This window comes from Bacillus sp. FSL P2-0099 (assembly GCF_038007445.1).
Taxonomy (GTDB): Bacteria; Bacillota; Bacilli; order Bacillales; family Bacillaceae_G; genus Bacillus_A; species Bacillus_A mycoides.
This window is the reverse complement of the sequence record NZ_JBBOXE010000001.1, coordinates 559,444-585,577: the sequence shown is the minus strand read 5'-3', so window position 1 is coordinate 585,577 and position 26,134 is coordinate 559,444. Positions and strand designations below refer to the sequence as shown.

Sequence of the window (26,134 nt, the reverse complement as noted above, 5' to 3'; positions counted from 1 at the left end):
ATTATTCTTATTTCAATATAAAATATAGGTACAACTGTCAAAGATTTGGAGGGTGATATAATTGGATATCCATGTATTAACAAAAGACGAAGCAGAAATTTACTTAGAACTTCGAGTAGAAGGGTTAAAACAAAACCCGGAAGCTTTCAGCTCTTCTTATGAAGATATTATTAATAAAGAGTGTGCTATTGAATATAAAGCCCAAAAATTAGCACAAGATGAGAACTATACACTAGGTGCATTTAAAGATGGAGAATTAATCGGAGTTGCAACACTGGAAACGAAACCATATGTAAAACAAGAACATAAAGCGAAAATTGGTTCAGTATACGTGTCTCCAAAAGCACGCGGACTTGGAGCGGGAAAAGCACTTATTAAAGAATGTCTTGAGCTTGCTAAATCTTTAGAAGTAGAGCAAGTTATGCTTGATGTTGTTGTTGGCAACGATGGTGCAAAAAAACTTTACGAGTCATTAGGGTTTAAAACATTTGGTGTGCAAGAACGTTCATTAAAATATAACGGACAATATTGGGATGAAGAGCATATGGTTCTTTTCCTAGATGAAGAAAAATAATAAAAAACATCCTCGCATTTATGAGGATGTTTTTTACTTTTTTATAAACCATGCCTTATTTAATAATTGAATCGCTTTCGCAATTTCTTCTTCTGATAAAATCGCAAATCCAAGTAGCACTATATTTTCAGGTGCAGTACCGTCTTTATAGTACGTAGACACAGGGTATATTTTGATACTATGTTTCGCAGCTTCTTTAATTAATTCTTCTTCCCGCATTCCATTATGCACCTTTAATAAAATGTGCAATCCTGAATCTTCTCCTATCACTTCAACACGATTTGAGAAGTACTTTTCTAGTTCAAAAACAAGTCGATCTCTCTTCTTTCGATAGACGACACGCATTTTATGAATATGTTTTTCCCAATACCCTTCACTTAAAAACCTTCTAATCACTTCTTGATCCATTCTTGAAACACTTTGTGTATAAAATAAATATTGTTGTTGATACTTTTTAATCAATTTCTTTGGTAACACCATATAGCTCATCCGTAATGATGGCAACAATGCTTTAGATAGCGTCCCCATATAAATAACTTTCCCGTCTGTATCTAACCCTTGCAGTGCCGGTATAGGTTTTCCCGAATAACGAAATTCACTATCGTAATCATCTTCAATAATATACCTACCTTCTTCTTTCTTCGCCCATTGTAAAAGCTGCATCCTTCTCGTGATAGGCATAATCATTCCGTACGGAAACTGATGCGAAGGAGTAACAAATACAACGTTCGCATCACTATTCTCTAAATCTACAATACAAATCCCATCTCTATCCAAAGATAACATTTGAACTCTTTTTTCTCCCTGTTCAAAAACAACCATTTTTCTATGATATCCTGGATTTTCAACTGCATAATTACTTCCCTTTAATAATTGAAACAGTAGTTTCACTAATATTTGTGTTCCCGCTCCTAATACGATTTGACTAGCTGCACAACGCACACCTCTAGATTCATACAAATAGTTCGCAATTTCTTCTCTTAAGCTCCATTCTCCTTGTGGGTGACCAAGAAAGAGCAACTCATTATTATGAGGCTGCCATACGTCATTTATAATTTTCCGATACATATTGAACGGAAAAGCATTTGTATCGACTCCTGTTTGTGTGAAATCAAATTTATAATCCCTCTCCTGAAAGGATACTTCTTCTATTCTCTCTTCGTTTTCTTCTACATGAACCATTTGCTCAACCTTACATACAAAATAACCTTTTCTCGAAATTGACTCAATATAACCTTCTGCAAGTAATTGCTCGTAAGCCGCCTCTACTGTATTTTTACTTACTTGTAAATGTGTTGCTAACTTTCGCTTAGCCGGTAATTTCGTAAAAGATAGAATCGTTCCATCTTTAATTTCTTTTTTTATATACTCATACAACTGCACATACAATGCCTTCTTACTATTCATATTTAAATGAGGCGTTAATTCTAACATAATATCTGACCCCTTAATAAAACTAAAATCTGATACTTTTTACAGTACCAGATTTTATATATAATTCCTTTTATCATGTCACACATAAAAAATCAAATACTAAAGAGGAGATGCATGATCATGAACAAAAGTAGACGTATTGGACTTATTATGATTATTACAGGAGCCACATTATGGGGATTATCTGGACCGATGATTCAATGGCTATTTCAACATACTAACGTATCATCACTTGATTTTTTAACAATTCGCTTGTTGCTTGCAGGAATATTTATTTTGTCTTTCTTACTAATAAAGAAACAAAACATATTTCAAATTTGGAAACACCCTAGACATTCTATACAGCTTATTATTTTCTCTATTCTTGGCATGCTTGGTGCGCAGTACGCTTTTATCGAAACAGTTCATATTAGTAATGCGGTCACAGCAACACTCTTTCAATTTCTAGGCCCTGTTCTTATTACAATGTATGTTGCATTTGAGCAAAGAAAATTCCCTGCTTCTATGCAAATACTCGCAATTATAACTGCTCTAACAGGGACATACTTTATTATTACAAACGGTTCAATTGAAAATATTGTTTTATCTAAAGCAGCTATTACTTTCGGCCTATTAACAGCGATTGGTTTTGCGTTTTATACCCTTTATCCGGCTTCCCTTATTAAAGAATGCGGAACAACTATAGTAATTGGCTGGGGGATGTTAATTGGAGGGATTGCACTGCTTATTTGTAATCGTTCTTTTGGGTGGAATCAGATTTCGCAAACTTTCACACTTCAAACTTTTTCTATGCTTATTCTTATCATTATAAGTGGCACTCTTTCTTTCCTTCTTTATATCGGGAGTCTTAAATATTTAGCAGCAACAGAAACAAGTATTTTATCTAGCATTGAACCACTTGTAGCTGCCATCGTTTCAATCGCTTGGCTTAATGAATCTTTTGGAGCATATCAATTATTAGGCGGAGTATGTATCGTCCTTTCTGTTATTTTCTTAACAATGCCTCAAAAAGAGAGAGAACCCACCTTTTCAACTGAACAAATATAAAGTGAAACTTTAATCAGTGGGGGGTTCCATCCCCCACTGATTATTAGCCCTCACCAATTGGGATAGAAAATGTCAAAAGAGGTCGTACAAAACTTACGACCTCTTTTTATGATTTAAAGGAATTGTCTCGTCTTCTAGCAAATACAATTACACTAACAATAAAAATTAGGAGTGTGGCACCATGAAAAAAATCGGAACTATGCTACTTTTCTCCTTCCTCATTACTGGCTGCGCGCAATCGCAACCCGATTCAAATGTACCTAAAAAAGAAGTAATAGAAACGTCATCCTCTCAAATTAACGCACCTTCCTTTTTTCACCTTAGTGTCTTAAAAGATGTAAATTGGGAAGAAGCACCATCATTCGTAGAAGGAAAAATACCGTTAAAAGGCATTGAAAGAAAAATTGCAATGGCTGATAGCTCTATTATCGCAAATGAGCAAAATGAAATAATGTGGTTCTTCCTGGATCCTGAAATGCCAACTGGAAAACTATCTATTATCGCGTTAAAACAAGGAACTACAACTCCAACACCAGTACTCTTTCAAAAAGAAACCTCCAAACAAACTTGGACTACTTCAAATACAGTCGATACAACCGTAAAGGAACTCCCTCTCGTAATGTCACTACCTTCATCTGGATTATGGGTATTAAATATATATGTGAATGAAAGATATTATGATCAATTTGTAATCAATGCCGAATAAAGTGACAAAACTGAAACACTTCCTTACAACAATGTAATTTCTACGTCACGTACTTCGATAGGTGGATTATCTCTCTTCTCTTATACTTAAAGTAAGAAATGACGCGAGGAGAGATGAGAGATGAAAAAAAATGATAGAAGTGATCGTAGCAGTAACTGAGGTTTTAATAAATGGTAAACAAGTTGCAATGGAGTTAAATAAATAATGAACGGGGCTTGAATAAATTTACACTTCTTCATTATTTTGATTTCTTATCTCAAAAAAAAGCAGTGCCTTTTTAAGGCGCTGCTTTTGACTATTTATAACTTGGCATTTTCGTAAGCTGTGCCACACCTGAATCAATGGCTGCTTTCGCTACTACTTCTGCAACACTTGGAACAACTCTTTTATCTAATGGATTTGGAATTACATAATTCGCATTACGCTCTTCGTCCGTAATTATGTTAGCGATCCCATATGCTGCTGCTAATTTCATCTCTTCTGTAATATCAGTCGCGCGTACGTCTAATGCACCACGGAATATACCAGGGAACGCTAATACATTATTTACTTGATTTGAATAATCAGAACGACCAGTTCCAACTACAGCAGCTCCAGCTGCTAATGCGTCCTCTGGGAATATTTCTGGGATTGGATTCGCCATTGCAAACACAATTTGTTTCTCGTTCATCGTCTGTATAAGTTCTTTCGTTAATACGTTTGGAGCAGATACACCGATGAAAATATCAGCTTGATGAATCGCTTCCTTTAATGTTCCACGTACATATTCTCGATTTGTCTTCTTTGAAACTTCGATTTGCGCTTCGTTCATCCATGTTTCACCTTCACAAACAATACCTTCTAAACTAACTAACGTAATGTATTTTGCGCCAGCTTTTAATAATAATTTTCCAATTGCAATTCCTGCCGAACCCGCACCGTTAATAACAATTTTCACATCGTCCATTTGTTTACTTACAACTTTTAATGCATTAATAACAGCTGCTAAAACGACAATAGCCGTCCCATGTTGATCATCATGGAATACAGGAATATTCGTTTCTTCTTTTAATCGTCTTTCAATTTCAAAGCAACGTGGTGCTGCAATATCTTCTAAATTAATTCCTGCAAATGTAGGCTCTAAATTTTTAACAAGGGTAACGATTTCATCCACATCAGTCGTCCCTAAACATAACGGGAAAGCATCTACATTCGCAAACTTTTTAAATAAAATACTTTTCCCTTCCATAACAGGCATAGCCGCTTTCGGTCCAATATTCCCTAAACCAAGTACTGCAGTTCCATCTGAAACAACTGCAACCATATTACCACGTGCTGTATAGTCATAGGCTGTTTCCTCATCTGCCGCAATTGCTTTACAAGACTCTGCTACCCCCGGTGTATAAGTCAAACTTAAATCGTCCGCTGTATTCACTTCTACTTTACTTGTAATTTCAATTTTCCCTACTAACTCTTTATGCAATAACAATGATCTTTCATTAATTTGTTTTTCTAACATACTTATAATCTCCCCTTAATTTGACAAGCTAGCTATATGAATATAGCTAGCTTGTTTGATCATGAAAACATTTTTAATAAAATTGTCGCTGTTACGACCATTGCAGCCCCACCTAAACGCGTTGAAATTTGTGCGAACGGCATTAATTCCATACGATTTGAAGCTGATAAAATAGCAACATCTCCAGTTCCACCTAAACCACTATGACATCCAGTTACAATCGCTGATTCAACTGGATACATTTTCATCACTTTCCCTACAAGAAAACCTGACGCTACCATTGTAAGAACAACCGATGCGCACACAACAACATATCCTACCGAAAGAACTGCTGCTACGTCTTTTAAAGGAATATATAGCAATCCTAAACCGACCATTAATGGCCATGTTAAATTCTTTGAAATGAATTTATATAAATGGAATGCTCCTTGCTCCATTTTTGCTGGCATTAGATTAAAGTACTTCACAATTGCCGCTGAAAAAATCATAATGATTGCTCCTGGAATACCGATAAACTTAGAAGCGAATCCTCCGAAAATAAAGAATGTACATGCAATCAATAATCCTGCTCCCATTAATGAGAAATCAATTGGTTTTTCTGTATTTTGCTCCTTTAATAAATCTGCTTGATTGTCTGTTTTTACTAATACACCGTTACCACTAAGCTCAGGTCTCTTCTCACCTAAACGCTTCATATACCCTGCACTCACGATTGCAAACATATTCCCAATAATAGCTGCCGGAATAAGCTGTGATACAAACGTTGCTGATGATTCATTTAAAATATCACTATAAGCTAGCGACAATGGTAAAATCCCTTCTCCGATACCACCACTCACAATTGGTACGATGATAAAGAAAAATGTCTGCTTCATTTCAAATCCAAATAGTGAACCGACTAATAAGCCCACTGCTACAGAAGCTAACGTTCCTACTACTAAAGGAATAAACATACGAACGAAACCTTGTACTAACACTTTACGGTTCATTCCCAAAATACTTCCAACTACTAAACAAGAAATATATAAATATAAAAAGTTCGATTTTTTCATTAACATAGTCGCAGCTTCCATTGAAGCTGGATTCATCCAGTTAAAAAATACAAGTAACGATGGAATAAATAATGAGAGAATTGCTGGACCACCGATATTTTTTAATATTGGAATTCTCATCCCAATGTCACCTAAGAAAATACCCATGATCATAATAACTGCAAAACCACCAATCATATCTGCTGGCAATTTATTATATACAGATGCTCCATAAATAATAGCAGCCAATACTACATATAACGGTAAAGGTATAACACCGATTTTAACGTTCATAATTTTAGAAGCGAAAGATTCACTTTTCAATTCATTGCCTTCAGAAAATGATACCGCTTCCACATTCTTTTGAATTCCCATATGGCACCCCCTTGTTTTCTTAATAACAATATTAAAACGCTTTCAATAGTAAAAATAGTTTTTGTAAGTTTTGTAACTACTTTTGTAATTAAAAAAAGTATAAGCGACCTATAATAAGTCGCTTATACGTAAAAGTCTATTTTATTTTGGTCAATACACCTTAATTTACTCACCGGTCTTCCCACATTTTGATACACCATTTCATTCTCTAATACTCCGATTTCAGTCAAAAACATTACATACTTTCGAATAGAAACTCTCGAAACCCCTACTAATTGTGCCATTTCATCAGTTGTAAATGCTTGTCCATTAAGTGATTTGATTTTCTTCCAAATTAATTGCAATGTTTGTTTTGTTAATCCCTTTGGAAGTTCTTTATTAACAAAAGATTCTCTTTTTTCTTTTTGCAAAATTAATGAATCTAATTCCGATTGACTAATTTTTTGTTGTTCTTTCATGAAAGTAAATTTTTCTCGATACACCGTTAATGCTTCCTTAAAGCGTTCAAATGTAAATGGTTTAATTAGATAGTCTACAACTCCATATTGTAATGCTTTTTTAATACTTCCCATATCATGTACAGCTGAAATCATCATAATATCAATTTCTTTTTCTTGATTTCGAATATACATTAAAAGCTCAAATCCAGTCTCCTCAGGCATAAAAATATCAAGTAATATGAAGTCTACTCGTGACTTCTCTAACACTTCTATCGCTTCTTTAACTGAGTTAACTGCATGGACAAGTTCAAACCCTCCCACTTGCTCTAAATAATGCGTATTTAACATCGCAACCATCGGATCATCTTCTACAATTAAAACTTTAATCATATTTGCTTCTCATCCCTACCTTTAGGTATTTCAATTGTTATCGTTGTTCCCTCTCCTAATAAGGAGGAAATGTGAATCTCCCCATTTATTCGCTGTATACTTTCTTTTACAAGATACAAACCATAACCGCGATTATCCCCTTTTGTGGAATAACCTTTTGTAAATAATGCATCCACTGCGTCTTCTTCTATACCTTTCCCCGTATCTTGCACTGTAATAGTTAATGCATTCTGATATTGTATCCCAACTTCAACTTGTTTCTTTTTGCAATGTATCACTGCCTCTAATGCATTATCTATTAAGTTCCCTACAATCGTAATAAGTTCATGAGTAATACTTTCATCATATATTTCCGGCAAGTAAGAATCTTCACTTATAATTAACTTTATATTTTTCTCCCTAGCATAGCTAAGTTTACCTAGTAAAAAACCAGCAAATACTGGACTTTTTATTCTTTTCATAACCCCACCAATTTCATATTGATGCTCTGATACCATACTACTTACATATTTCTGCAATTCTTCATACTGTTTCATATGTGTGAGCCCTAATACGACATGCATTTTATTCATAAATTCATGAGATTGTGCCCGTAACGCTTCCGCATATAGCCTAATACCAGTTAGTTCCTCTGCTAAGTTTCTAATTTCTGTTTTATCACGAAATGTTGCGATCGCGCCAACTATTTCTCCTTTTACATATAAAGGAACACGATTTGTGACAATCGTAATTCCGTAAATATTTTGTTCTTCGTTTAATTGTACCTCGCCTGTTTGCAACACTTCTTTTATACGTGAATTTGGCATATACAATTCAACATCTTTACCAATAAAGTCTTCTTCCAGTCCACTTTTTTTAAATAGCCGTTTCGCTTCATTATTTATTAAAGTTACATTCGCCTCTTTATCTACAGCAATAATACCTTCTTTCACCGAAAGCAACATCGTATTTCTTTCTTCAAGAATTTTTGCTATCCTATGCGGCTCAAGACCAAATAAACTTTTCTTTATATGTCTAGCTAGCAATATTGCTCCTATAATCCCAACTAATACTCCAACTCCGACACCAATATAAATAATATGTCTACTTTGCTTAACTCTTTCTTTTACATTATCTGCTGAAATACCGACAGCTACTGCTCCAAGCTGTTCCCCTGTTTCAGAAAATATTGGTACAAACACTCGCATTGAAATACCTAAAGTTCCTTCTGCTAGCGATACATGTTCCTTCCCTTTCAATGCAGGTCCTTCATCTCCCCCAATAAAATGATGACCTATTTTTTGAGGATTTGGATGAGATTTTCTTATTCCATCCATATCCATAACTACAATAAATTGAACACCTGTATTTTTTAATATCCTATTTGTATACGTTTGGATTGCTGAAGTATCTGCTTTCCCAATCAAACCATTGATTACAACTGAATCATTCGCCACAATATGTGCAATTGTTTTCGCTTTCTCTGCCTGGCTATCCTCCGTTGTCCGCTCTACATTATGACTAATTAATATATCTGTAACAAGTAAAGAAAAAATTACAACCGTACAAACTAACAATGTAATCGTTTTCCATAAATTCCATAGTCTTTTTCTTTTTTTCATCCCGTTAATGACTCCCCTAATTACTGAATATAAAAATAAGTAAGGTGATATTATTTTCACCTTACTTATTTGCTGTTATTATACTTTAAATTTACTAGTCATTGCTTGTAGTTCTTCGGCCATCTCAGCTAAGTTTTGCGAAGCCGAACTAATTTCTTCCATCGAATTTACTTGTTCTTCTGTTGAAGCTGCAACACTTTGCATACTAGCTGTATTTTCTTCTGCCGCCGCTGCAATTTCATCAATAGCATTTGTTACTTCGTTTGCATCTCCAGCTATACTCTTCGTTGTTTCTACCATTTGATTAACTTGAGAAACAATATGAGTAGTAGAACTTAAAATTTCTGTAAAACTTACTTTCGTTTTTGTTACAACATCTAAGCCTTGTTGAACTTCCCCACTCACATTATCCATTGCCTTAACAGTATGTTCAATATCAGCCTTAATTTCCGTAATTAAATTCGCGATTTCTCCGGATGACTCTCCTGATTGCTCTGCTAACTTTCTTACTTCATCTGCTACAATAGCAAAGCCTCGGCCCTGTTCCCCTGCTCTTGCCGCTTCAATAGCTGCATTTAAAGCTAATAAGTTCGTTTGAGTAGCAATGTTTTGAATTGCTTCAGAAATAGCTCCTACCTGCTTTGATTTCTCATCAAGAAGTTTAATAATAGCATCTGACTGGGATACCGACCTAGAAATAGACTGCATTTGTTTTGCGGTTTGTTCAACTAAATCTTCTCCCTCTTCAGCTCTTTCTCGCGCATGTAATGAGGAAATAGAAATTGACTCTGCGCTTCCAGTTACATCTTGAATTGCTGTATTTACTTGTTGTAATGTAGCCGCGCCTTCTTCAACACCTTGGCTTTGTGATTCAGCCCCACCTGATACTTGTTCCATTGCAATTGTAATTTGATCTGTCGCATCATTCGCTTGCTGTACGCTCGCTGTTAACTCTTCTGCCGATGCTGCAACATGTTCTGCTGAAAAGCTAATTTGGGTGATCACATCTTGTAAAGACGTAGACATTTCATTAAATGCATTCCCTAGTTTCCCTATATCATCCTTGGAATGGATTGTAATTTTTTCTGTTAAATCTCCCTTACTAATTTTATGTGCCGATTCAGCTATTTGTCGTAATGGCCTTGTAATAGAATTTGTAATGAAATAAATTAATACACTACCAAATGCAATAGCGATAGCTATGACAATCAAAGTCTTATAAAACACTGGACTGGCAGCTTGCATAATTTCTTCGTCAAACATAACTCCAACTATTTTCCATCCTATTTTCTCATTTGTTGTAAAGATTAAATTCTTTTTATCATCTTGTTCTGTATAAGATACATTTCCTTGTTTGTCTTCATAAATTGGTTTAATCCAAGGATCAGTAACCTTTGAACCTGGCTTTCTAGACGGATGACTAACAATTTGCTTATTTTGATCTAAAATAACTGCATAGCCTTTTTCACCAATATTAATCATTTTTGAAACCTTGAGGATGTTATCCAAATTCAAGTTAATACCTATAACACCTTTACCATCTTTTACTTCTTTAGCAATTGTCACTACCATATTTTTTGTAGATGCTGATTGATACGGTGCAGTAACAATTACCTTTCCCTTATTTTCATGCGCTTCTTTATACCATGATCTATCTGTTGGGTTATAGCCATCAGACATTTGAATAAATGGTTCTCTTATAAACTTACCCGTCTGCGTTCCAATATAAATACCTTCTACTTCTGGATGAAGCTTTATATATTGTGCTAACTTCGTTCTTACTATTTCTTCTTGTCCATTTGGATATGTATCCTCTGTTAAGATGTCTGAAAAGTACGTCGCATCAACAAATTTCTCTTCTATATTTTGAGAAATAACAGTATTTAAAACTGAAATATTCTCCTTTGCTTTATCGGTCATTTGATGTTCAAAATTTGTTTTGGCAGTTTGATATGAAACACCACCGATAATAAGTCCTGGTATAGTTAAAATAATAAAAAATGAAATGATTAATTTTTTCTTGATACTCATACTTTTAACCCAGTTAAATATATTTTGCATAATAAGCCTCCTTTATGTAATAGAACACTTGTGTAATTTTATACAATCAACATGTATAAAACAATATATAATGATAACATGTAATTTTTTCGTCAATTATGCATTTTTACATATCCACTTCTCCTAAACATTTTAATCCTAAAAAACAAGAGAACTTTAGCATATATAATATGCTAAAGTTCTCTTGTTTTTTAACAGCTTCTCTTACAATTCCTTAAATCTTTATCCTTCACCTTATAGTTATATAGTTCATGCTCTTCTTCCTAATTTATTTGGAGTTATTTACATAGCTAATTGCCTGACTCCCCATCTGCACCCATGCCTGTTCAAATTTTCCTCTTGGCACTTTTACATCTAAGCTATCATCGAGGGGATCTCGAATATATACAGATTCCTTATCGTACCCAACAAGTACAACACAATGTTCATTATACGTAATAGAAACATCCCCACTATTTGTTTCCCATGTAGTAAATTCATCTTCATCTAAAGGAGCATATGTTGCATTCGTAATCATGACTACCGGGTGCCCTGCTTTTACACTCTTATAAATTTCTTCTATACTCTTCCCTGTTAAGTCCACAGCTTTATTCGGTAAATATTTTTTTGCTAACTGAAAAAGTGGTCCGTGATATACACCGTATCCGGATTCAGAAAAGGTATAAATATTCCCTACAAATCCTTCATTCGGATTCCCACGTACACCATCTTCCATAAAATTAACTTTTTTTATTTCATTTGCTAATTTCATCTTATCTACAGAAACACCTGCGTATTGTAACATCATCGCTAAACTTGTTACTTCACAGCCTCTATCTAACTCTGGTAATTGCTGAATTAAAGGCACATTTGATAACATGACTTTTTCATCGTTATTACTAAACTCTATTCGTTTTTGACTTTGTACACTTGAAAATAGTAACCCCTTTACTTTCTCTACATACTTTGTAATTCCATTTGTATATGCACCCCATACCCCTATACATAGTAAGGCCATACATATATACCACTTCCATTTTCGTATCACTCTCACGCCCTTTTTAATTCGTTAAATACGAATAAAACGCATCAGCATCTGTTTGAACCATAGGAACAAACTTAAGCTCTTTTCCCTTTTCAGGTTGTTCAAGATTTATCTTCTCCGCTAAATCTTGAATCTTCAAATTCGTTTTATCCATACCTAGCTCATCTGCTATTTCTATTACCTTTTGCTCATTTATTTCTCTTAATACTTGATATATATCTTTGCCATATAAATCAATATGATATTTTTTTGCTTCTTCCTGTACTTTTTGTTCGTACACTTCTTGTGCTAACTCTTCCATCTCTTTTCCTTGTTGAGCAATACCTAGCTTTTCTGCTTCTTCTCTAACTTTCGTTCCGTAGATTTCTTCCTCAATCTCTTCTATTTCTTTTCCTTCAGTTGAAACACCAAGCTTTTCTGCTTCATTATTAATTTTAATCTTATTAATTTGATCAATTAAACTCACAATCGACGTATTCTCTATAGATATTCCTAGTTTCAACGCTTCTTGCCTCACTTTTGTTTCATAAATTTCTTCTGAAAGAATTCCAACATCTTTCCCTTCTGCCGAGATACCCAATTGATTAGCTTCTCTTCCTACTTCCGTCTCATGAATTTCTTTTTCTAACGTAATTTGTTCTTTCCCATCCGTTTCAATGCCTAACTTTTCCGCTTTTTCTTCCGTATGCATTGCATGTATTTTCCCATCATTTAATTGTTCTTTACTACGCTGCGTGTAATCTGTCTTTCCTTTTGTCATTCCAGAAGGGGAGGCACCCCCTAATATACTTAAACTCATTACTCCAATAGTGAATACCGTCATCATTTTCTTTTTCAAGACTTCTTCCTCCCTCTCACGCTTTCTTTTTCCAGCTTTCCCATAAATTTTTTTATACTATACATAAACTTCATCTCTGTTAGAAATAACCTTATGATTTATCCAGTTCATTCAAAAAAACTTACATCTTTTCTTTCCATCACAAGTTTCCATGATGTAATACATGATACAAGTTGTTTCTTAACTTTCCCTTAAAAAAAAGACGACCTTGTAAAAACAAGATCGTCTTCTCACTTATATTCTTTGATTTTTAGGGAAAATCACTTCAAAACAAGTTCCTTCTCCCCATTTGCTCTCTACCGATATTTTTCCATAATGCTTTTCTACAATCCAATTAGCGATTGAAAGACCTAACCCAGCTCCTTCTGACATACTTCTTGCTTTGTCTCCTTGATAAAAACGATCAAATAAATTTGGAATATCTTCTTCTTTAACTCCTATCCCATTATCTTTCACCCGTATACGAATTGAATTACTCGTTTGTATGCAATCAATTTGAATATGCCCCTCTTCATTCGTATACTTCATCGCATTATCTAACAATATGACCATCATTTGATGGATTCTCTCTCTATCACCCATAAACGTTATATCACGTTCTACTTTTAATATCATCGCTTTTTCTTGATAAGAGGCAATTTCTTTATATGGATTTATAATTTCTTCTAACAACTTATCCAGTTCAAATGTTTTCTTTTCCATCTCAATTTGATTAGAATCCGAACGTGCTAACAACAATAAATTGCTAACGAGTTTCGATAGCCGCCTACATTCTTTTGAAATTGTAGAGATATCCACGGCTTTTTCTTCTATCGTAGCGGATGGGGACTGGAATAATACATCCGTTTTTGATTGAATAACTGCAAGCGGTGTTCTTAATTCATGTGATGCATCGGAAACGAATTGCTGCTGTTTCTCCCATGAATTTTGAATAGGTATGAGTGCCCTGCCAGCTAGGAAAAAACCGATACCTATTGCACATAGACTGCCTATGCTACAACCTATTATGAGAATTAAAAATAAAGTATTTAGCATTTCTTCTTCAGCTGTTGTATCACGTACAATTTGAACTATTTTTCCATCTTCTTGAAACGCAAACGTTCTAAAATATCGTCCTTGCACTTCAATATCTTGCAAATCCCCTACCTTTTTTGGAGAAAACTTTTCCAAATCCCCTTCAAAGTTAGAGCGAAATTTATGGTTATCGCCTTCTATCTCCACTATTTTTCCATTCCAAGTTATTATAGTTATCCGTGGGTCTCGAATTTTGATATTCTCTATACGTTTTCTTGGTGGTGGCATTTTAACATCAAATTTTTCTCTATACTGAGTTATCATTTTTATAGATTGATCCACTTCATTATAAGTACGCTTGTATGTGTACGAATAAATAATACTACCTAATACACCTATTAATAGGATAAATACTAACGAATTCAATATAGTTAGACGAATACGTGTCTTTTGAAACATGCTTCCCTTTCTCATTGTTCTTTTAATATATATCCAATACCACGAACGGTTTGAATATCTTTCTGATAACCGAATGGTTCTAATTTTTTACGTAAATGATGTACATACACTTCTACAATTGCTACTGTCGTATCAGAATCAAATCCCCAAACACGATCAAAAATTTGTTCACGCATTAAAATCTTCCCGCTATTTTGAATGAGATACTCTAGTAGCTCATATTGTTTTAATGTCAGCTTAATACCTTGTCCATCTACTTGAATGTCTTTATCTTTTCCGAACAATTCAATCCCTTTATAGCGAATGGTCTGCTGTGTTGTTAAACTACCACTTCTGCGTAGTAATGCACGAATTCTCGCTTTTAATTCAGGGGCCTGAAACGGTTTAACAATATAATCATCTCCACCAAAGTCCAATCCTTTCACTCGATCTTCTAAAGAATCCCTCGCTGTCAAAAACAGGACTGGCGTTTCAATCTTTTCATCACGTATTTTTTGAATCACTTCAAATCCGTCCATTTCTGGCATCATCACATCAAGCAAAATTGCATCATAAATGTTTTGCAGCGCCAAAAACAAGCCGTCTTCCCCATTCATTGCCGTATCCACTTCAAATTCATCACGTAAAATTTGTACGATAGACTCTAATAACGAGGCATTATCTTCTACTACAAGTAAGCGCATATTCTCACCTTCCACAATCTATTTCAACTCTCTTTATTATTGCATCTCTTCTCTTCATAACAAAATAATGTAATCATATTATGTAATTTCATTTTCAACTATTTCCTTCTAAAGTTTTGCTCGATATAAAATTTTGAACCTTTATTATAAAGGCTCTTTCTTAAATTTTGCTTAATAAAAAATTGAAAGAAATAAGATTCCTCTTATCTCTTTCAATTTTTTACTACATATACCTTTTTACTTGGCAACTCCAAACAATTTAACTGACCACCATACACAGCCCCACCATCAATTCCAATAATACGATTACTACCAAAATACACTCCGCAATTCTCACTACCATGAAGCATTTTTGTTTCCGTATGGCCAAATACAACAACCTTTTCGCCGCTATATCCATTATGAAATTCATTACGGATCCACATTAATGTATATGGTTCAGATTCAGAAACTCGGTTCATCGGCTCAACACCAGCATGTACAAAGATATACTCTTCTGTTTCAATGTAATGATCTAATTCTTGAATAAACGTTACATGTTCCTCTAATATATGAGATTGTAAAATCGGTTTTTGGAAGTTTTCCTCATTAACCGCAATGTCTTCTTCTACAAATCCATAGCTATATAACGTTTTATCTCCACCATTCCTTTTTACCCAATGGTTCCATGAACGTTCCTCATCAGTCGTTAACGCCTTGATCATCATATCTTCATGATTGCCCTTTAGAACGAGGGCTCCCGCTTCTTTTAACTCTTTTACCTTTTCAATTACTGCACGCGCATTTGGACCACGATCTATATAATCCCCTAATAAAATCAATTGATCCTGTCCTGCATCGTATTGAGCTTCTTCCAATAACTGTTCGAACTTTTCTATTTCTCCATGAATATCACTAATAACAAGTATTCTCTTCATTTCTTCCCCTTCTTTCTAAACCATTCTCTTTCTAATTATAGATTAAAACGACAGAAATTTCTGAATCATAATTCGAAATAGCATTTATTACAAATAAAACTATTATCCTTACAACACTGTAAGTCTCTTGTCATCCAATTCGATAGTTGCAATTACTATATTTCTTTATACTAAAAGTAAGAAATGAAACAAAAAACAAGGAGAGATGAGATATGAAAAAAGTGATGGAAGTTGTAGTAGCAGTGGCAGAGGTTTTCGTAAATGGTAAACAAGTTGCAATGGAGTTAAACAAATAATGAAAAGGACAATATTCTTTCTAGACCCTTTACTCATATAAAAGAGATAAGGCTTCATCATTTCTTTGATCCCTTATCTCCCAATAGAGAAAGCCGCATCCTGAAAAAGGATGCGGCTTTCTCTTATTTTTGACTCGTACGAGCTGAAATACTAATTGCTCTATCTGTTGTTTTTGCAGCTTCATCTAACGCTTCTTTACTATTTTTCCCGTCATACATTGCTTCTAATGCTTTTACGACTGCATCTCTTGATTCTGGGAATACACTAATTAATGCACCTTGAGTTGCTGGAGATTGCTTCGTTGCTTGTAATTGCTCTACCGTTACTTTTAACTGCGGATACTTTTCATACTGCTCTTTTACTAACGGCTCATTATATGCATCTGGATTAATTGAGAAATATCCTGTTGCAGTATGCCATTTTGCTTGTACATCTGGCTTCGTTAAATATTTCATAAAGTCCCAAGCACCTTGCTGCGTTTCTTCTGAAACCATATTCGTCATCCATAATGATGCACCGCCAATAACAACACCATTTTGTTTCGAATCTTCTGGATACGGAATATACGAAACGCCTACATTAAACTTAGATGCATCAATTAAATCACGAACACCAGCTGAAGAATCTAAATACATAGCAACTTGTCCAGACTGGAACGCAGCACGAATATCATCCCAACTTGCTCCATACTTTCCAAGTGCACCAGCTTTATTTAATTCATCTAACATCCCAAACACTTTTTGACCTTCTTTTCCGTTAAATACCGCTTTCTTTGCAGCATCTTTACGGCCGTTTTCGTTGTCTACATATAAAGCACCTTGTGTCGCTAACAACTCTTCAAAGAACCAACCATAATTCAGCATTGAAAATCCATACTGCTTTACATTTCCGCCTTCTTTAATCGTTAACTTTTTCGCCGCTTCTTTTAACTCATCATATGTTTGCGGAGCTTTCTCTGGATCTAATCCAGCCTTCGCGAAAGCATCCTTATTATAAATTAATACTGGTGTAGATGAATTAAACGGCATAGAATACATTTTTTCATCAACTGAATAATAGTTCGTAATTGCTTTTTCTAATTTTGATGTATCGTACTTATCTTTTTTAATCCAGCTATCGATAGGCGTAATCTTTTTGCTATCAATCATATACTTCGTTGTAATTTCACTCGATTGAACAAGAGCTGGCGCTTCTTTCGTTGCAGACATCGTTTTAAATTTCGTTAAAGACTCTTCGTATGTTCCTTGGAACTCTGCCTTTATCTCGTATTTATTCTGCGACTTATTATAGTCTGCAACAAGCCCATCTAGTACACCTTGTGTTTTTCCACCCATTGCATGCCAGAAACGAATTACAGTTTTATCACCATTCTTTTCAACTGGAGCTACTTTTGCCTGTGCTTCAGGTTTCCCCTCTGTTTTACTATTTGAACAAGCTGCGCCGGTTAATGCCATTGTGGCTGCCATTAAAAGAGCAGCACTTTTTTTCAATAAACTCATCTCAATCCCACCTTTTCCTATGTATGCTTATTTAATTGCACCTTTTGTTAATCCTTTTTGTAATTGCTTTTGCCCTAAAAATAGTAAAATCAACGTTGGAATGACGATAACCGTAACACCGGCCATTACACTGCCCCAATCAGTTGCAACTTCTTGAGATTGAAGCTGCTTTACACCAATTTGAACCGTTCTTACTTTTTCATCAGTGGTTACTAAGAGCGGCCACAAATACATATTCCACGTTGTTAAAAAGCTATATACTCCAAGCGTAATAAAACTCGTTTTACAATACGGAATTACAACACTGAATAAAAACCTTACATTTCCAATCCCTTCAATAAAAGCAGCTTCTTTCAGTTCATTCGGAAGTGTCATAAAATGTTGACGTAGTAAGAAAATACCGAAAGCTGTTGCAAAAAACGGCACCGTCATCCCAGCAAAACTATTAATCCATCCGAAGTTTTGAATCGTTAAAAAGTTCGGTACCATCGTTGCTTCCCACGGAATAAGCATTGTTGAAATAAACAAGAAGAAAATTAAGTTTCTACCTTTAAACTGAAGAAAAACAAAAGCATAAGCTGCTAAACTGGATACGATAAGTTGTCCAAGCATAACAACTGTCGATACAATTAAACTGTTATATAAGTATGTAAAAAGAGGTACTTTTTGAAAAATATTAATGAAATTATCAAAAGTAAATTGAGTTGGAAATAACCTTCTCATTTGAATATCGTCTGGTGTCATAAAGCTTATTAAAAACGCATACAGTACAGGAAAAAACACCATTACTGCACTAATAATGAGCAGCATGTATAATAGGAAATTTTGTTTCCACTGTTTAACGATCATTTATAATGCACCTTTCTCTCAGCAAACTTAAATTGAATCAATGTAGCAATAAAAATGAAAATAAATAATACCATCGCTTGTGCACTTGCTGTTCCAAATTGATGATTTACAAATGCCTCTTTATAAATCGAGTACACAATTAAATTCGTTGCATCATTCGGTCCACCGTGCGTTAAAATATCAATTTGTCCAAAGCTTTGGAATGCACTAATTAACGTTACTGTCACGATAAAAAATAAAGTTGGTGATAGCATCGGTAATGTGACGCGGCGAAGCTTATGTAAATAACTAGCACCATCTATAGATGCACTCTCATATAAAGACGTATCAATATTTTGTAAACCACCTAATATAACTAAAAATGCAAATCCTGTATTCACCCAAACCGTTGTAACCGATACAGAAAACAGTGCCCAGTCCGGACTCGTTAACCATGCGATTGCCGGAAGATTCATAGAGGCTAATATATTATTAAATAACCCTACACTTGGATGAAATAAAAATAGCCAAATCACTGCACTAGCAGCTACTGATATTCCCATCGTTGAAGAAAACAGTACTCGGAATAACCCGATCCCTCTTACTTTTTCATTTGCAATTAATGCAAGAAATAAGGCGAATACAATACTAGTAGGCACTGTATATAAAACAAATAATAAAGTTGACTTTATACTTTTATAGAAAGCAGGATCCGAAAATAAATATTGATAATTTTCTAAGCCAACGAAAAGATTAGCTTCTCCGTGTATATCTGTTAAATAAAAGCTATAGTAGATCGTCCTAAACAATGGATAGAAAAGAAAAATTGAAAATAACAAAATAGATGGCGCCAAAAACAATAATCCTATTCTTAAATCTTTCGTTCTGCCCCATAAACTCTTCTTTTTTGACACTGTTGTTTGAACTGGTAACTTACCTACTTCAATCATTATTTCGCCACCACTTTCAACTCTTCTTCAGCCACCACTTTTAATCGTTCATTCGTATTTTGGTGAAAGAAGCATAGTTTTTCTTGCGAGAATAATAATTTTACTTTGTCACCTTTGTTCAGGAGTAACTGTCCGATGACTTTCGCACTCCAAGTTGTTCCATTTACCGCAAAGTTTAATATAGATTCATTCCCTAATACTTCTACAGATTGCAGCGTAACTTCTTGTCCTTCCTCAGACAATGCAATATACTCAGGACGCATGCCGATTCGAATTATTCCTTCTGGTAATTGCTTTAACTGTCCAATAGATAATGGAATTTGCAATTGCCCTATATGTAATATGCCTTTTTCTTTATCCACTTCCCCATCATTTATATTCATAGAAGGAGAACCTATAAAACTTGCAACAAATTCGTTTGCTGGTTCGTTATATATATCAAGCGGTGTTCCAACTTGTTGTATACTTCCTTTATTTAAAACCATAATACGATCTCCCATAGTCATTGCTTCTATTTGATCGTGAGTAACGTAAATCATCGTAATTCCTAATCGTTGCTGAATTTCTCTAATTTCAATCCTCATCTGTGCACGTAATTTCGCATCTAAATTCGAAAGTGGTTCATCCATTAAACAAATCGGTGCTTGACTGACGATGGCCCTAGCAAGTGCAACACGCTGTCTTTGCCCGCCTGATAATTGGCCCGGTTTCATTTTCACATACTCTTTCAGTCCTACCATTTCAATAGCTTCCATTAATCGCTTTTGTCGCTCTTCTTTTTGTACCTTCCTTACCTTAAGTCCAAATAAAATATTTTCTTCTACAGTTAGGTGTGGGTATAATGCATAATTTTGAAATACCATTGATAGATTACGGTCTTTCGGCTCTAAATCATTTGCAACATGTTCATTAATAATTAAATCTCCCGAAGAAATTTCTTCTAAACCAGCCAGCATTCGTAATAATGTACTTTTTCCACATCCAGAAGGTCCAACTAAAACAAAAAATTCTCCTCTTTTAATATGAACTGATACGTCTTTAACTGCTGTCTCTTCCGCATTTTTATATACCTTTGAAACATTTTTCAATTCAATCACAAGGTTGCACTCCTTTTTTCTTCTTGTATCCACACTTCATAATGACTCGTTGAAATTGCACTTGCTCCTGCACGAATTGCGATTTCTGCATCCTCTCGCGTTTGAATCAGCCCACCTGCAATAATAGGGAATTTTATTTCCTCCGCTAGCTGTTTAATAATAGAAGGCATAATGCCAGGCATAATCTCTACTGCATTCGGTTTAGTCGTTTTACAATTTTCAATTGATTTTGTAAGAGATAAAGTATCAACAATAAAAATGCGTTGAATCGTTTTCAATCCAATTTTATTGGCATTTCGAATTGTCGATCCCTTTGTCGAAATAATACCTTGTGCTCCGATAACATCTTGAATATATAAAAGTGCTTCCTCTGTGTTCGTATTTAAGCCTTGTATAAAATCACAATGAAGAAATACATCGTGTCCATGTTTCTGTAGTTCATATACACGCTCTGGTAACTCCAGCATTGAACCAGTCATAAGAAAAACTGTTTTCGGTAATTTTTTGTATGTTTTGTACCCTTTCCAATCCTTTATCATCGCAATATAAGGTTCTTTAAACATTTATGCCACCTAGCTTTTCTATTTTTATCAAAACTAAAAACACCTACTTACATAGAACACCTTTCTCCTTATTTGAACTCTAGGGAATAGAGCACACTTAAGAAAGCGGCACGTTATATGTAAGCGGGTGTTCTCAAATGTTCTCTACCCTAGTTATTTTGTTACCTTTACTATATTACGCATTTATTAAGTCAGTTTTGATAAATTGTTAATTAGATGTTAATCGAATGTTAATATTCACCATATTACTTTTACAATAATCTAGATATACGAATAAACCCCAACAGAACACAACAATGTTTAAAATTCAATCAATGTGTAAATTCATTCCATAGTTAATGAGTTTTAGTTTTCTCGCCACTGCTTGCGAAGCAAAGTTATCCCAAGAAGTACTATAAAGCGGAATGCGCTTTTCCTCTTGTATTGATAGTGCCCAGGCTGTAACGACATCAGCACCATATCCATTCCCTTGAAACTCCACTAAAGTTTCTACACTTGCCTCAGCAGCTACGGGCGTACTTCTGGCACTGCAACATATAGAAACTACCTTTTCATTTTTTACAATTGCAAAATACGGTCGCCTCCATTCCATCTGTTCTATTAGATTAGAAAAATTTTCTCGCAAAAGCTCTTTATTCTTCTCTGTTATTTGTATTGTTCTAGTTGGCTTATGTAAATTATTAGGAAACATGAAAGCAGGACCCACCCAAATATTCTCCACCGTTCTCTCTTCATTTAATACTTTAATGATCTTTGCTATCTCAATGTGATTTGAGCATTCTCGAATTAATTTCTCAATCTTACTTATCATTTCACCATGCAGTTTATAATGATACCTCGTTATATTGCCTTCACGAGTTCTGCTAAGAAAAAAACGTGGTGCTTTCAGATTTCCATTTTCATTTCCACACTTTATTCTTCCTACTTGATTATGAACAAATAAAACTTCTGCCTGAATTGCTATTAACTCAAGTTCTGAAAATCGCATTTATACCCTCCTTAATTACTATTTGTAGCCTTCTCGATATAGCATCCATCCATTTTTTCAAAACAAAAATCCCATTTAAATACACATTACTGAATCCATCATACTAAAATGACTTCTTCATTCTGTCTATCTAAATGGGATTATTTCGTGCTTTTTATTTCTTCAGCTTGTTATTCCGCCAGTTGTGGTTGCGGCTGTACTACTTCATTCGCTCCAGCTATCCTCAACATATTCGCAATATCTTTAAAACCTCTTTTTTCAGCATATTGCAGCGGCGTAATATTTTCCTTATTGGCCATATTTACATCTGCCCCGTGGTCAATAAGCATTTGAATTACTTTCTTATGACTTTCACTACCATTTCCTAATACAATTACTTCTAATAAAGCTGTTCCACCACGTTCATTCTTATAATTCACATCAATATCTGTATGCTCTAATAATTCTTTAACAACCTCTACATGGCCACGCTCAGATGCAGAAATAAGTGCTGTTCCACCTGACTTAGTCGTTTCCTTCGTATTAACTCCTGCATTAATTAATACTTTTACAATATCCGTATATCCTTCTCTACTTGCATAAAGAAATGGATTACTTTGTTTTTCGTCTTGAATTTCAATATCAGCACCCGCATCAATTAATGCTTTAACTGTCTCTACATGATTTTGATACGTCGCTGCAAGGACAGGCGTTTCTCCGTTGTCACCTTCTACATTGATATTCGCTCCATCTTGGATCAGCTTCATAGCTGTTTCTGTGTCTCCAAGCGTCGCAGAAAGTAGCAACTGTTTGTCCATTAAATTTATACTTTTTTCTTCTTTAGATTCTTCCTGTTCTTTATGCTTTTCTTTTTTCTTTTCGTTTTTCACATGAACCGGTTTTGATTCTGGCTCCTCTTGCTTATCGCAAGCCACTACCGTCATTAAAAGTCCTAATAACATACATAATAAAATTTTTTGTTTTCTCACAACTACAGCTCCTATGAAAGATAATGTTTTCTTAACCATTCCTCCATCACATACAATAACTCTTCTTGAGTACATTTATCCATAAGCCCTTTAGATTCCTTCTTTAATCGGATTATCTTAAACTTATACTATGTTTCTCAACCTATTGGAATGATACGCCTGATGGCCTCATCATTAACATTATGAAGCAATTAGTTTAGCACGTTTTTACCTCATTTGTATATATTTCTAAAAAGTACATAAATGATTGCTTTAGGTTACTATATTCCATTGTAACCGTTCTTCTAAAATTTTTACACCTTTTCTATATTTGCACCTGAGTAATAATAGAAAAAGACAACTATATAGTTGTCTTTTTCTATTATTAATGATGCCCACCGTGATTCCCTGTTTTCGGTTTTCCCATCATCTCTTTATTCATTTCCCATTTATGCTCTGATAGCTCTTTATACGAAAGAACTTTCCCCCTATAGTTAGATACAAAACTCTCTGCATCTTTTTTATTTTCAAATGAAATGACATTATAAGCCATCGGTGTCGTTATTGTTTTATCATATACGTAAGTAGCATCTTCTAACGAAACCCAATCTTTCGAATCATAATCTCGAACAAATTTTTCTTTCGTCTTTTCACCTGAATTGATCTCCATCCATTTATACATGCAGCCAATATCATCAAATTTTAATGCTTTTCCACTCTCCAAAATAATTTCTGTTGTGAATTGATTATCCATTACCCCTATTTGACAAATATCACACTTATCGTTTTTCTCATCAACTGCAACAACTTCTATTTCCTTTTTTCCACACCCTACTATTGTAAATACGAAACATAAACATATAACAAGTACGACATATTTTATCCTCATCAATATTCCTCCCTAAAAACCGTTTACTCCACGAAAAGAATATCAAAAGGTTGTGTGAGATTTGTGAAAAAACAATGTTTTTTTTGTAATATATGGAACAAAAAAGAGATGTGCAGTTACTTCTACACATCTCTCATCATTCACAACCAGTAATTAATAAATCATCTTCTAACTTAACTAATAATGTGTCCGCATCAATGTTCTGTCCAACTTCTACATTTACTAATCTTATATTTCCACTGATGCCTACTGCGATTTTTTCAATCTCACCGTCATTTTTTCGGATCATCATTAATTTCTCCCATTCATATACGTAAGAGGATTCATTAATACAAATCTCTTCTACTATTCCTGTACATGAACTATAAATCTCTTCTATTCTTGTTTCCATTCAAAATCTACTCCCTACTTCACGCGCTTCTCTTTTTCACCTTATTCTACCATTCTTGTATACAGGTATTTATCTTTTTAAAAATTCAAAATTACCTCGTGAACAAAATGATCAAAATAAAGATTATGCTTCTAATGATGTTATTTTCTTAATTATTTACCATTCGAATTGAACCTTTTATTATAAATAAAAAACCTTTTATCTGAATTTTCATTTCATTTTGAAAGCGCAATCATTTTCTGAGGGGGAAATTACATGGTAGCATTACTTGGATTTGCAATGGTATTCGTCTTTATGTTTTTGATTATGACTAAACGTATGTCAGCCTTAGTAGCATTAATATTAGTTCCAATTATTTTCGCATTAATTGGTGGCTTTTATGCCAATATGGGCCCGATGATGTTAGAAGGAATTCAAAAGCTAGCACCTACTGGTATTATGCTTATGTTCGCCATTTTATATTTCGGAATTATGATTGATAGCGGTTTATTCGATCCTGTCATTAGTAAAATTTTAAAATTTGTAAAAGGAGATCCTTTAAAAATTGTTGTTGGTACGGCTATCCTTACTATTATCGTTTCATTAGATGGGGACGGAACAACAACATATATGATTACAGTTTCTGCAATGTATCCACTATATAAACGTCTTGGGATGAATCCACTTATATTAGCTGGGGTTGTTATGTTAGGAGCAGGTGTGACAAATCTTACACCTTGGGGTGGACCAACTGCCCGGGTTATGAGTGCTCTTGGACTTGATGCCTCAGAACTCTTCACACCACTTATACCAGGAATGATTGCTGGTGCAATTTGGGTAGTTTTCGTTGCCTATTATCTTGGAAAAAAAGAAAGAAAACGTTTAGGAATTATGGATGTACAATATTTAAAACAAATGCAAACAATGGATGAGCAAGCTGCAACAGTAGAAGCTGCCGTGCATAAACGCCCTAAACTTCTATGGATTAACTTTTTATTGACCGCTACATTACTTGTCTGTCTCATACTAGAAATTATGCCGCTACCTGTTCTATTTACAGTCGCTTTTGCTATTGCCGTTATGATTAACTATCCAAACTTAGAGCAACAGAAAGAACGTATTGCTTCTCATGCTGGAAACGTATTAGCGGTTGTTTCTCTCGTCTTTGCTGCTGGAATTTTCACAGGTATTCTATCTGGAACAAAAATGGTAGATGCGATGGCTCAAAGTGTTGTTACTCTTATACCAGATGCACTTGGCCCACAGCTTCCAATTATTACAGCTTTACTAAGTATGCCGTTCACATTTTTCATGTCTAATGATGCTTTTTACTTCGGCGTATTACCTATTTTAACGAAAGCTGCTGCCGCTTACGGAATTAGTGCCGCAGAAATGGGACGTGCTTCGTTACTCGGTCAACCTGTTCACTTACTGAGTCCCCTCGTTGCTTCCACTTATTTATTAGTCGGAATGGCCAAGGTTGATTTTGGTGAACACCAACGATTTACTTTACTTTGGGCTGTTGGAACGACAATGGTTATGTTGATTACTGGAATTGTAATTGGAATTATTCCAATATAAGATGCAACTAGGAAAAACAGTAGAGGAAATGTA

Annotated in this window: 24 protein-coding genes and 1 pseudogene; 4 read left to right on the top strand and 21 right to left on the bottom strand. The window is 34.6% G+C overall.

The genetic code is table 11. The features are described from left to right. The first annotated feature begins 61 nt into the window (after window positions 1-61). Window positions 62-574, top strand: coding sequence for a GNAT family N-acetyltransferase (locus tag MKY90_RS02995; protein ID WP_000351210.1), 513 nt, complete (start codon window positions 62-64; stop codon window positions 572-574). A 33-nt stretch (window positions 575-607) separates the two neighbouring features. On the opposite strand, the gene pdxR is transcribed toward MKY90_RS02995, so the two are convergent. Further along, window positions 608-2,008 (bottom strand): MocR-like pyridoxine biosynthesis transcription factor PdxR, encoded by a 1,401-nt coding sequence (gene pdxR / locus MKY90_RS02990; RefSeq protein WP_341090302.1) that lies wholly within the window; start codon window positions 2,006-2,008, stop codon window positions 608-610. Window positions 2,009-2,128: 120 nt separating this feature from the next. Here pdxR and MKY90_RS02985 point away from each other — a divergent pair, with 120 nt between their 5' ends. After that, a complete protein-coding gene (locus tag MKY90_RS02985) occupies window positions 2,129-3,055 on the top strand; it encodes a DMT family transporter (RefSeq protein ID WP_098167731.1) in 927 nt (308 codons plus the stop codon). A gap of 181 nt (window positions 3,056-3,236) precedes the next feature. Continuing rightward, entirely contained in the window at window positions 3,237-3,761 is a 525-nt protein-coding gene (locus tag MKY90_RS02980; protein WP_002010428.1) for a DUF4871 domain-containing protein, read from the top strand. Between the two features lie 295 nt (window positions 3,762-4,056). Here the strand turns inward: MKY90_RS02980 and MKY90_RS02975 are convergent, their stop codons facing one another. The 20 genes and pseudogenes from MKY90_RS02975 to MKY90_RS02885 form a co-directional block, all read right to left on the bottom strand. Beyond that, window positions 4,057-5,259: an NAD(P)-dependent malic enzyme gene (locus MKY90_RS02975; RefSeq protein ID WP_063219455.1), complete on the bottom strand. Its 1,203-nt coding sequence runs from the start codon at window positions 5,257-5,259 to the stop codon at window positions 4,057-4,059. Window positions 5,260-5,318: 59 nt separating this feature from the next. Further along, window positions 5,319-6,665, bottom strand: a complete 1,347-nt coding sequence (locus tag MKY90_RS02970; protein WP_002125134.1) for a 2-hydroxycarboxylate transporter family protein — start codon at window positions 6,663-6,665, stop codon at window positions 5,319-5,321. Between the two features lie 122 nt (window positions 6,666-6,787). Beyond that, window positions 6,788-7,495, bottom strand: a complete 708-nt coding sequence (locus tag MKY90_RS02965) for a response regulator (protein ID WP_098167732.1) — start codon at window positions 7,493-7,495, stop codon at window positions 6,788-6,790. Then, window positions 7,492-9,096: a sensor histidine kinase gene (locus MKY90_RS02960; RefSeq protein ID WP_341090293.1), complete on the bottom strand. Its 1,605-nt coding sequence runs from the start codon at window positions 9,094-9,096 to the stop codon at window positions 7,492-7,494. Before MKY90_RS02960 ends, MKY90_RS02965 begins: the two co-directional genes overlap by 4 nt. Window positions 9,097-9,174: 78 nt before the next feature. Continuing rightward, entirely contained in the window at window positions 9,175-9,993 is an 819-nt protein-coding gene (locus MKY90_RS30365; protein WP_434087954.1) for a methyl-accepting chemotaxis protein, read from the bottom strand. Between the two features lie 120 nt (window positions 9,994-10,113). Further along, a pseudogene (locus MKY90_RS30360) lies at window positions 10,114-11,016 on the bottom strand (HAMP domain-containing protein); the annotation flags it as partial. 409 nt (window positions 11,017-11,425) lie between these two features. Beyond that, on the bottom strand, window positions 11,426-12,154 hold the full coding sequence (locus tag MKY90_RS02950; RefSeq protein WP_002125127.1) for a C39 family peptidase: 729 nt from the start codon (window positions 12,152-12,154) through the stop codon (window positions 11,426-11,428). A 43-nt stretch (window positions 12,155-12,197) separates the two neighbouring features. After that, window positions 12,198-13,019, bottom strand: coding sequence for a transporter (locus MKY90_RS02945; protein WP_197228174.1), 822 nt, complete (start codon window positions 13,017-13,019; stop codon window positions 12,198-12,200). A gap of 234 nt (window positions 13,020-13,253) precedes the next feature. Next, window positions 13,254-14,492 carry a sensor histidine kinase gene (locus tag MKY90_RS02940; protein WP_215563928.1) on the bottom strand — a complete coding sequence of 413 codons (1,239 nt, stop codon included), beginning with the start codon at window positions 14,490-14,492 and terminating at the stop codon, window positions 13,254-13,256. Window positions 14,493-14,503: 11 nt separating this feature from the next. Next, the gene (locus tag MKY90_RS02935; RefSeq protein WP_002091066.1) at window positions 14,504-15,175 is read right to left on the bottom strand and encodes a response regulator transcription factor; all 672 of its coding nucleotides are present in this window, start codon (window positions 15,173-15,175) and stop codon (window positions 14,504-14,506) included. Between the two features lie 212 nt (window positions 15,176-15,387). Further along, window positions 15,388-16,092 carry a metallophosphoesterase family protein gene (locus MKY90_RS02930; protein ID WP_002125121.1) on the bottom strand — a complete coding sequence of 235 codons (705 nt, stop codon included), beginning with the start codon at window positions 16,090-16,092 and terminating at the stop codon, window positions 15,388-15,390. A gap of 419 nt (window positions 16,093-16,511) precedes the next feature. Next, complete coding sequence (locus MKY90_RS02925; RefSeq protein ID WP_002134301.1) at window positions 16,512-17,888, bottom strand: ABC transporter substrate-binding protein; 1,377 nt, start codon at window positions 17,886-17,888, stop codon at window positions 16,512-16,514. A 27-nt stretch (window positions 17,889-17,915) separates the two neighbouring features. After that, entirely contained in the window at window positions 17,916-18,737 is an 822-nt protein-coding gene (locus tag MKY90_RS02920) for a carbohydrate ABC transporter permease (protein WP_002125118.1), read from the bottom strand. After that, window positions 18,734-19,666, bottom strand: coding sequence for a carbohydrate ABC transporter permease (locus tag MKY90_RS02915; protein WP_002125116.1), 933 nt, complete (start codon window positions 19,664-19,666; stop codon window positions 18,734-18,736). Before MKY90_RS02915 ends, MKY90_RS02920 begins: the two co-directional genes overlap by 4 nt. Continuing rightward, the gene (locus MKY90_RS02910; protein ID WP_141506917.1) at window positions 19,666-20,763 is read right to left on the bottom strand and encodes an ABC transporter ATP-binding protein; all 1,098 of its coding nucleotides are present in this window, start codon (window positions 20,761-20,763) and stop codon (window positions 19,666-19,668) included. The genes MKY90_RS02915 and MKY90_RS02910 overlap by 1 nt, the downstream gene beginning before the upstream one ends. Continuing rightward, window positions 20,760-21,326 (bottom strand): glycerol-3-phosphate responsive antiterminator, encoded by a 567-nt coding sequence (locus MKY90_RS02905; protein WP_002010401.1) that lies wholly within the window; start codon window positions 21,324-21,326, stop codon window positions 20,760-20,762. Before MKY90_RS02905 ends, MKY90_RS02910 begins: the two co-directional genes overlap by 4 nt. Before the next feature lie 307 nt (window positions 21,327-21,633). Beyond that, window positions 21,634-22,314: a GNAT family N-acetyltransferase gene (locus tag MKY90_RS02900; RefSeq protein ID WP_341090286.1), complete on the bottom strand. Its 681-nt coding sequence runs from the start codon at window positions 22,312-22,314 to the stop codon at window positions 21,634-21,636. 170 nt (window positions 22,315-22,484) lie between these two features. Next, window positions 22,485-23,357: an ankyrin repeat domain-containing protein gene (locus tag MKY90_RS02895; RefSeq protein ID WP_002125108.1), complete on the bottom strand. Its 873-nt coding sequence runs from the start codon at window positions 23,355-23,357 to the stop codon at window positions 22,485-22,487. A 289-nt stretch (window positions 23,358-23,646) separates the two neighbouring features. After that, a complete protein-coding gene (locus MKY90_RS02890; RefSeq protein ID WP_215599061.1) occupies window positions 23,647-24,150 on the bottom strand; it encodes a nitrous oxide reductase accessory protein NosL in 504 nt (167 codons plus the stop codon). 136 nt (window positions 24,151-24,286) lie between these two features. Beyond that, window positions 24,287-24,541 carry a hypothetical protein gene (locus MKY90_RS02885; RefSeq protein WP_002169200.1) on the bottom strand — a complete coding sequence of 85 codons (255 nt, stop codon included), beginning with the start codon at window positions 24,539-24,541 and terminating at the stop codon, window positions 24,287-24,289. Between the two features lie 255 nt (window positions 24,542-24,796). On the opposite strand from MKY90_RS02885, the gene MKY90_RS02880 reads away from it, so the two are divergent. Further along, window positions 24,797-26,101, top strand: coding sequence for a CitMHS family transporter (locus MKY90_RS02880; protein WP_002169201.1), 1,305 nt, complete (start codon window positions 24,797-24,799; stop codon window positions 26,099-26,101). The last annotated feature ends 33 nt before the right edge of the window (window positions 26,102-26,134 follow it).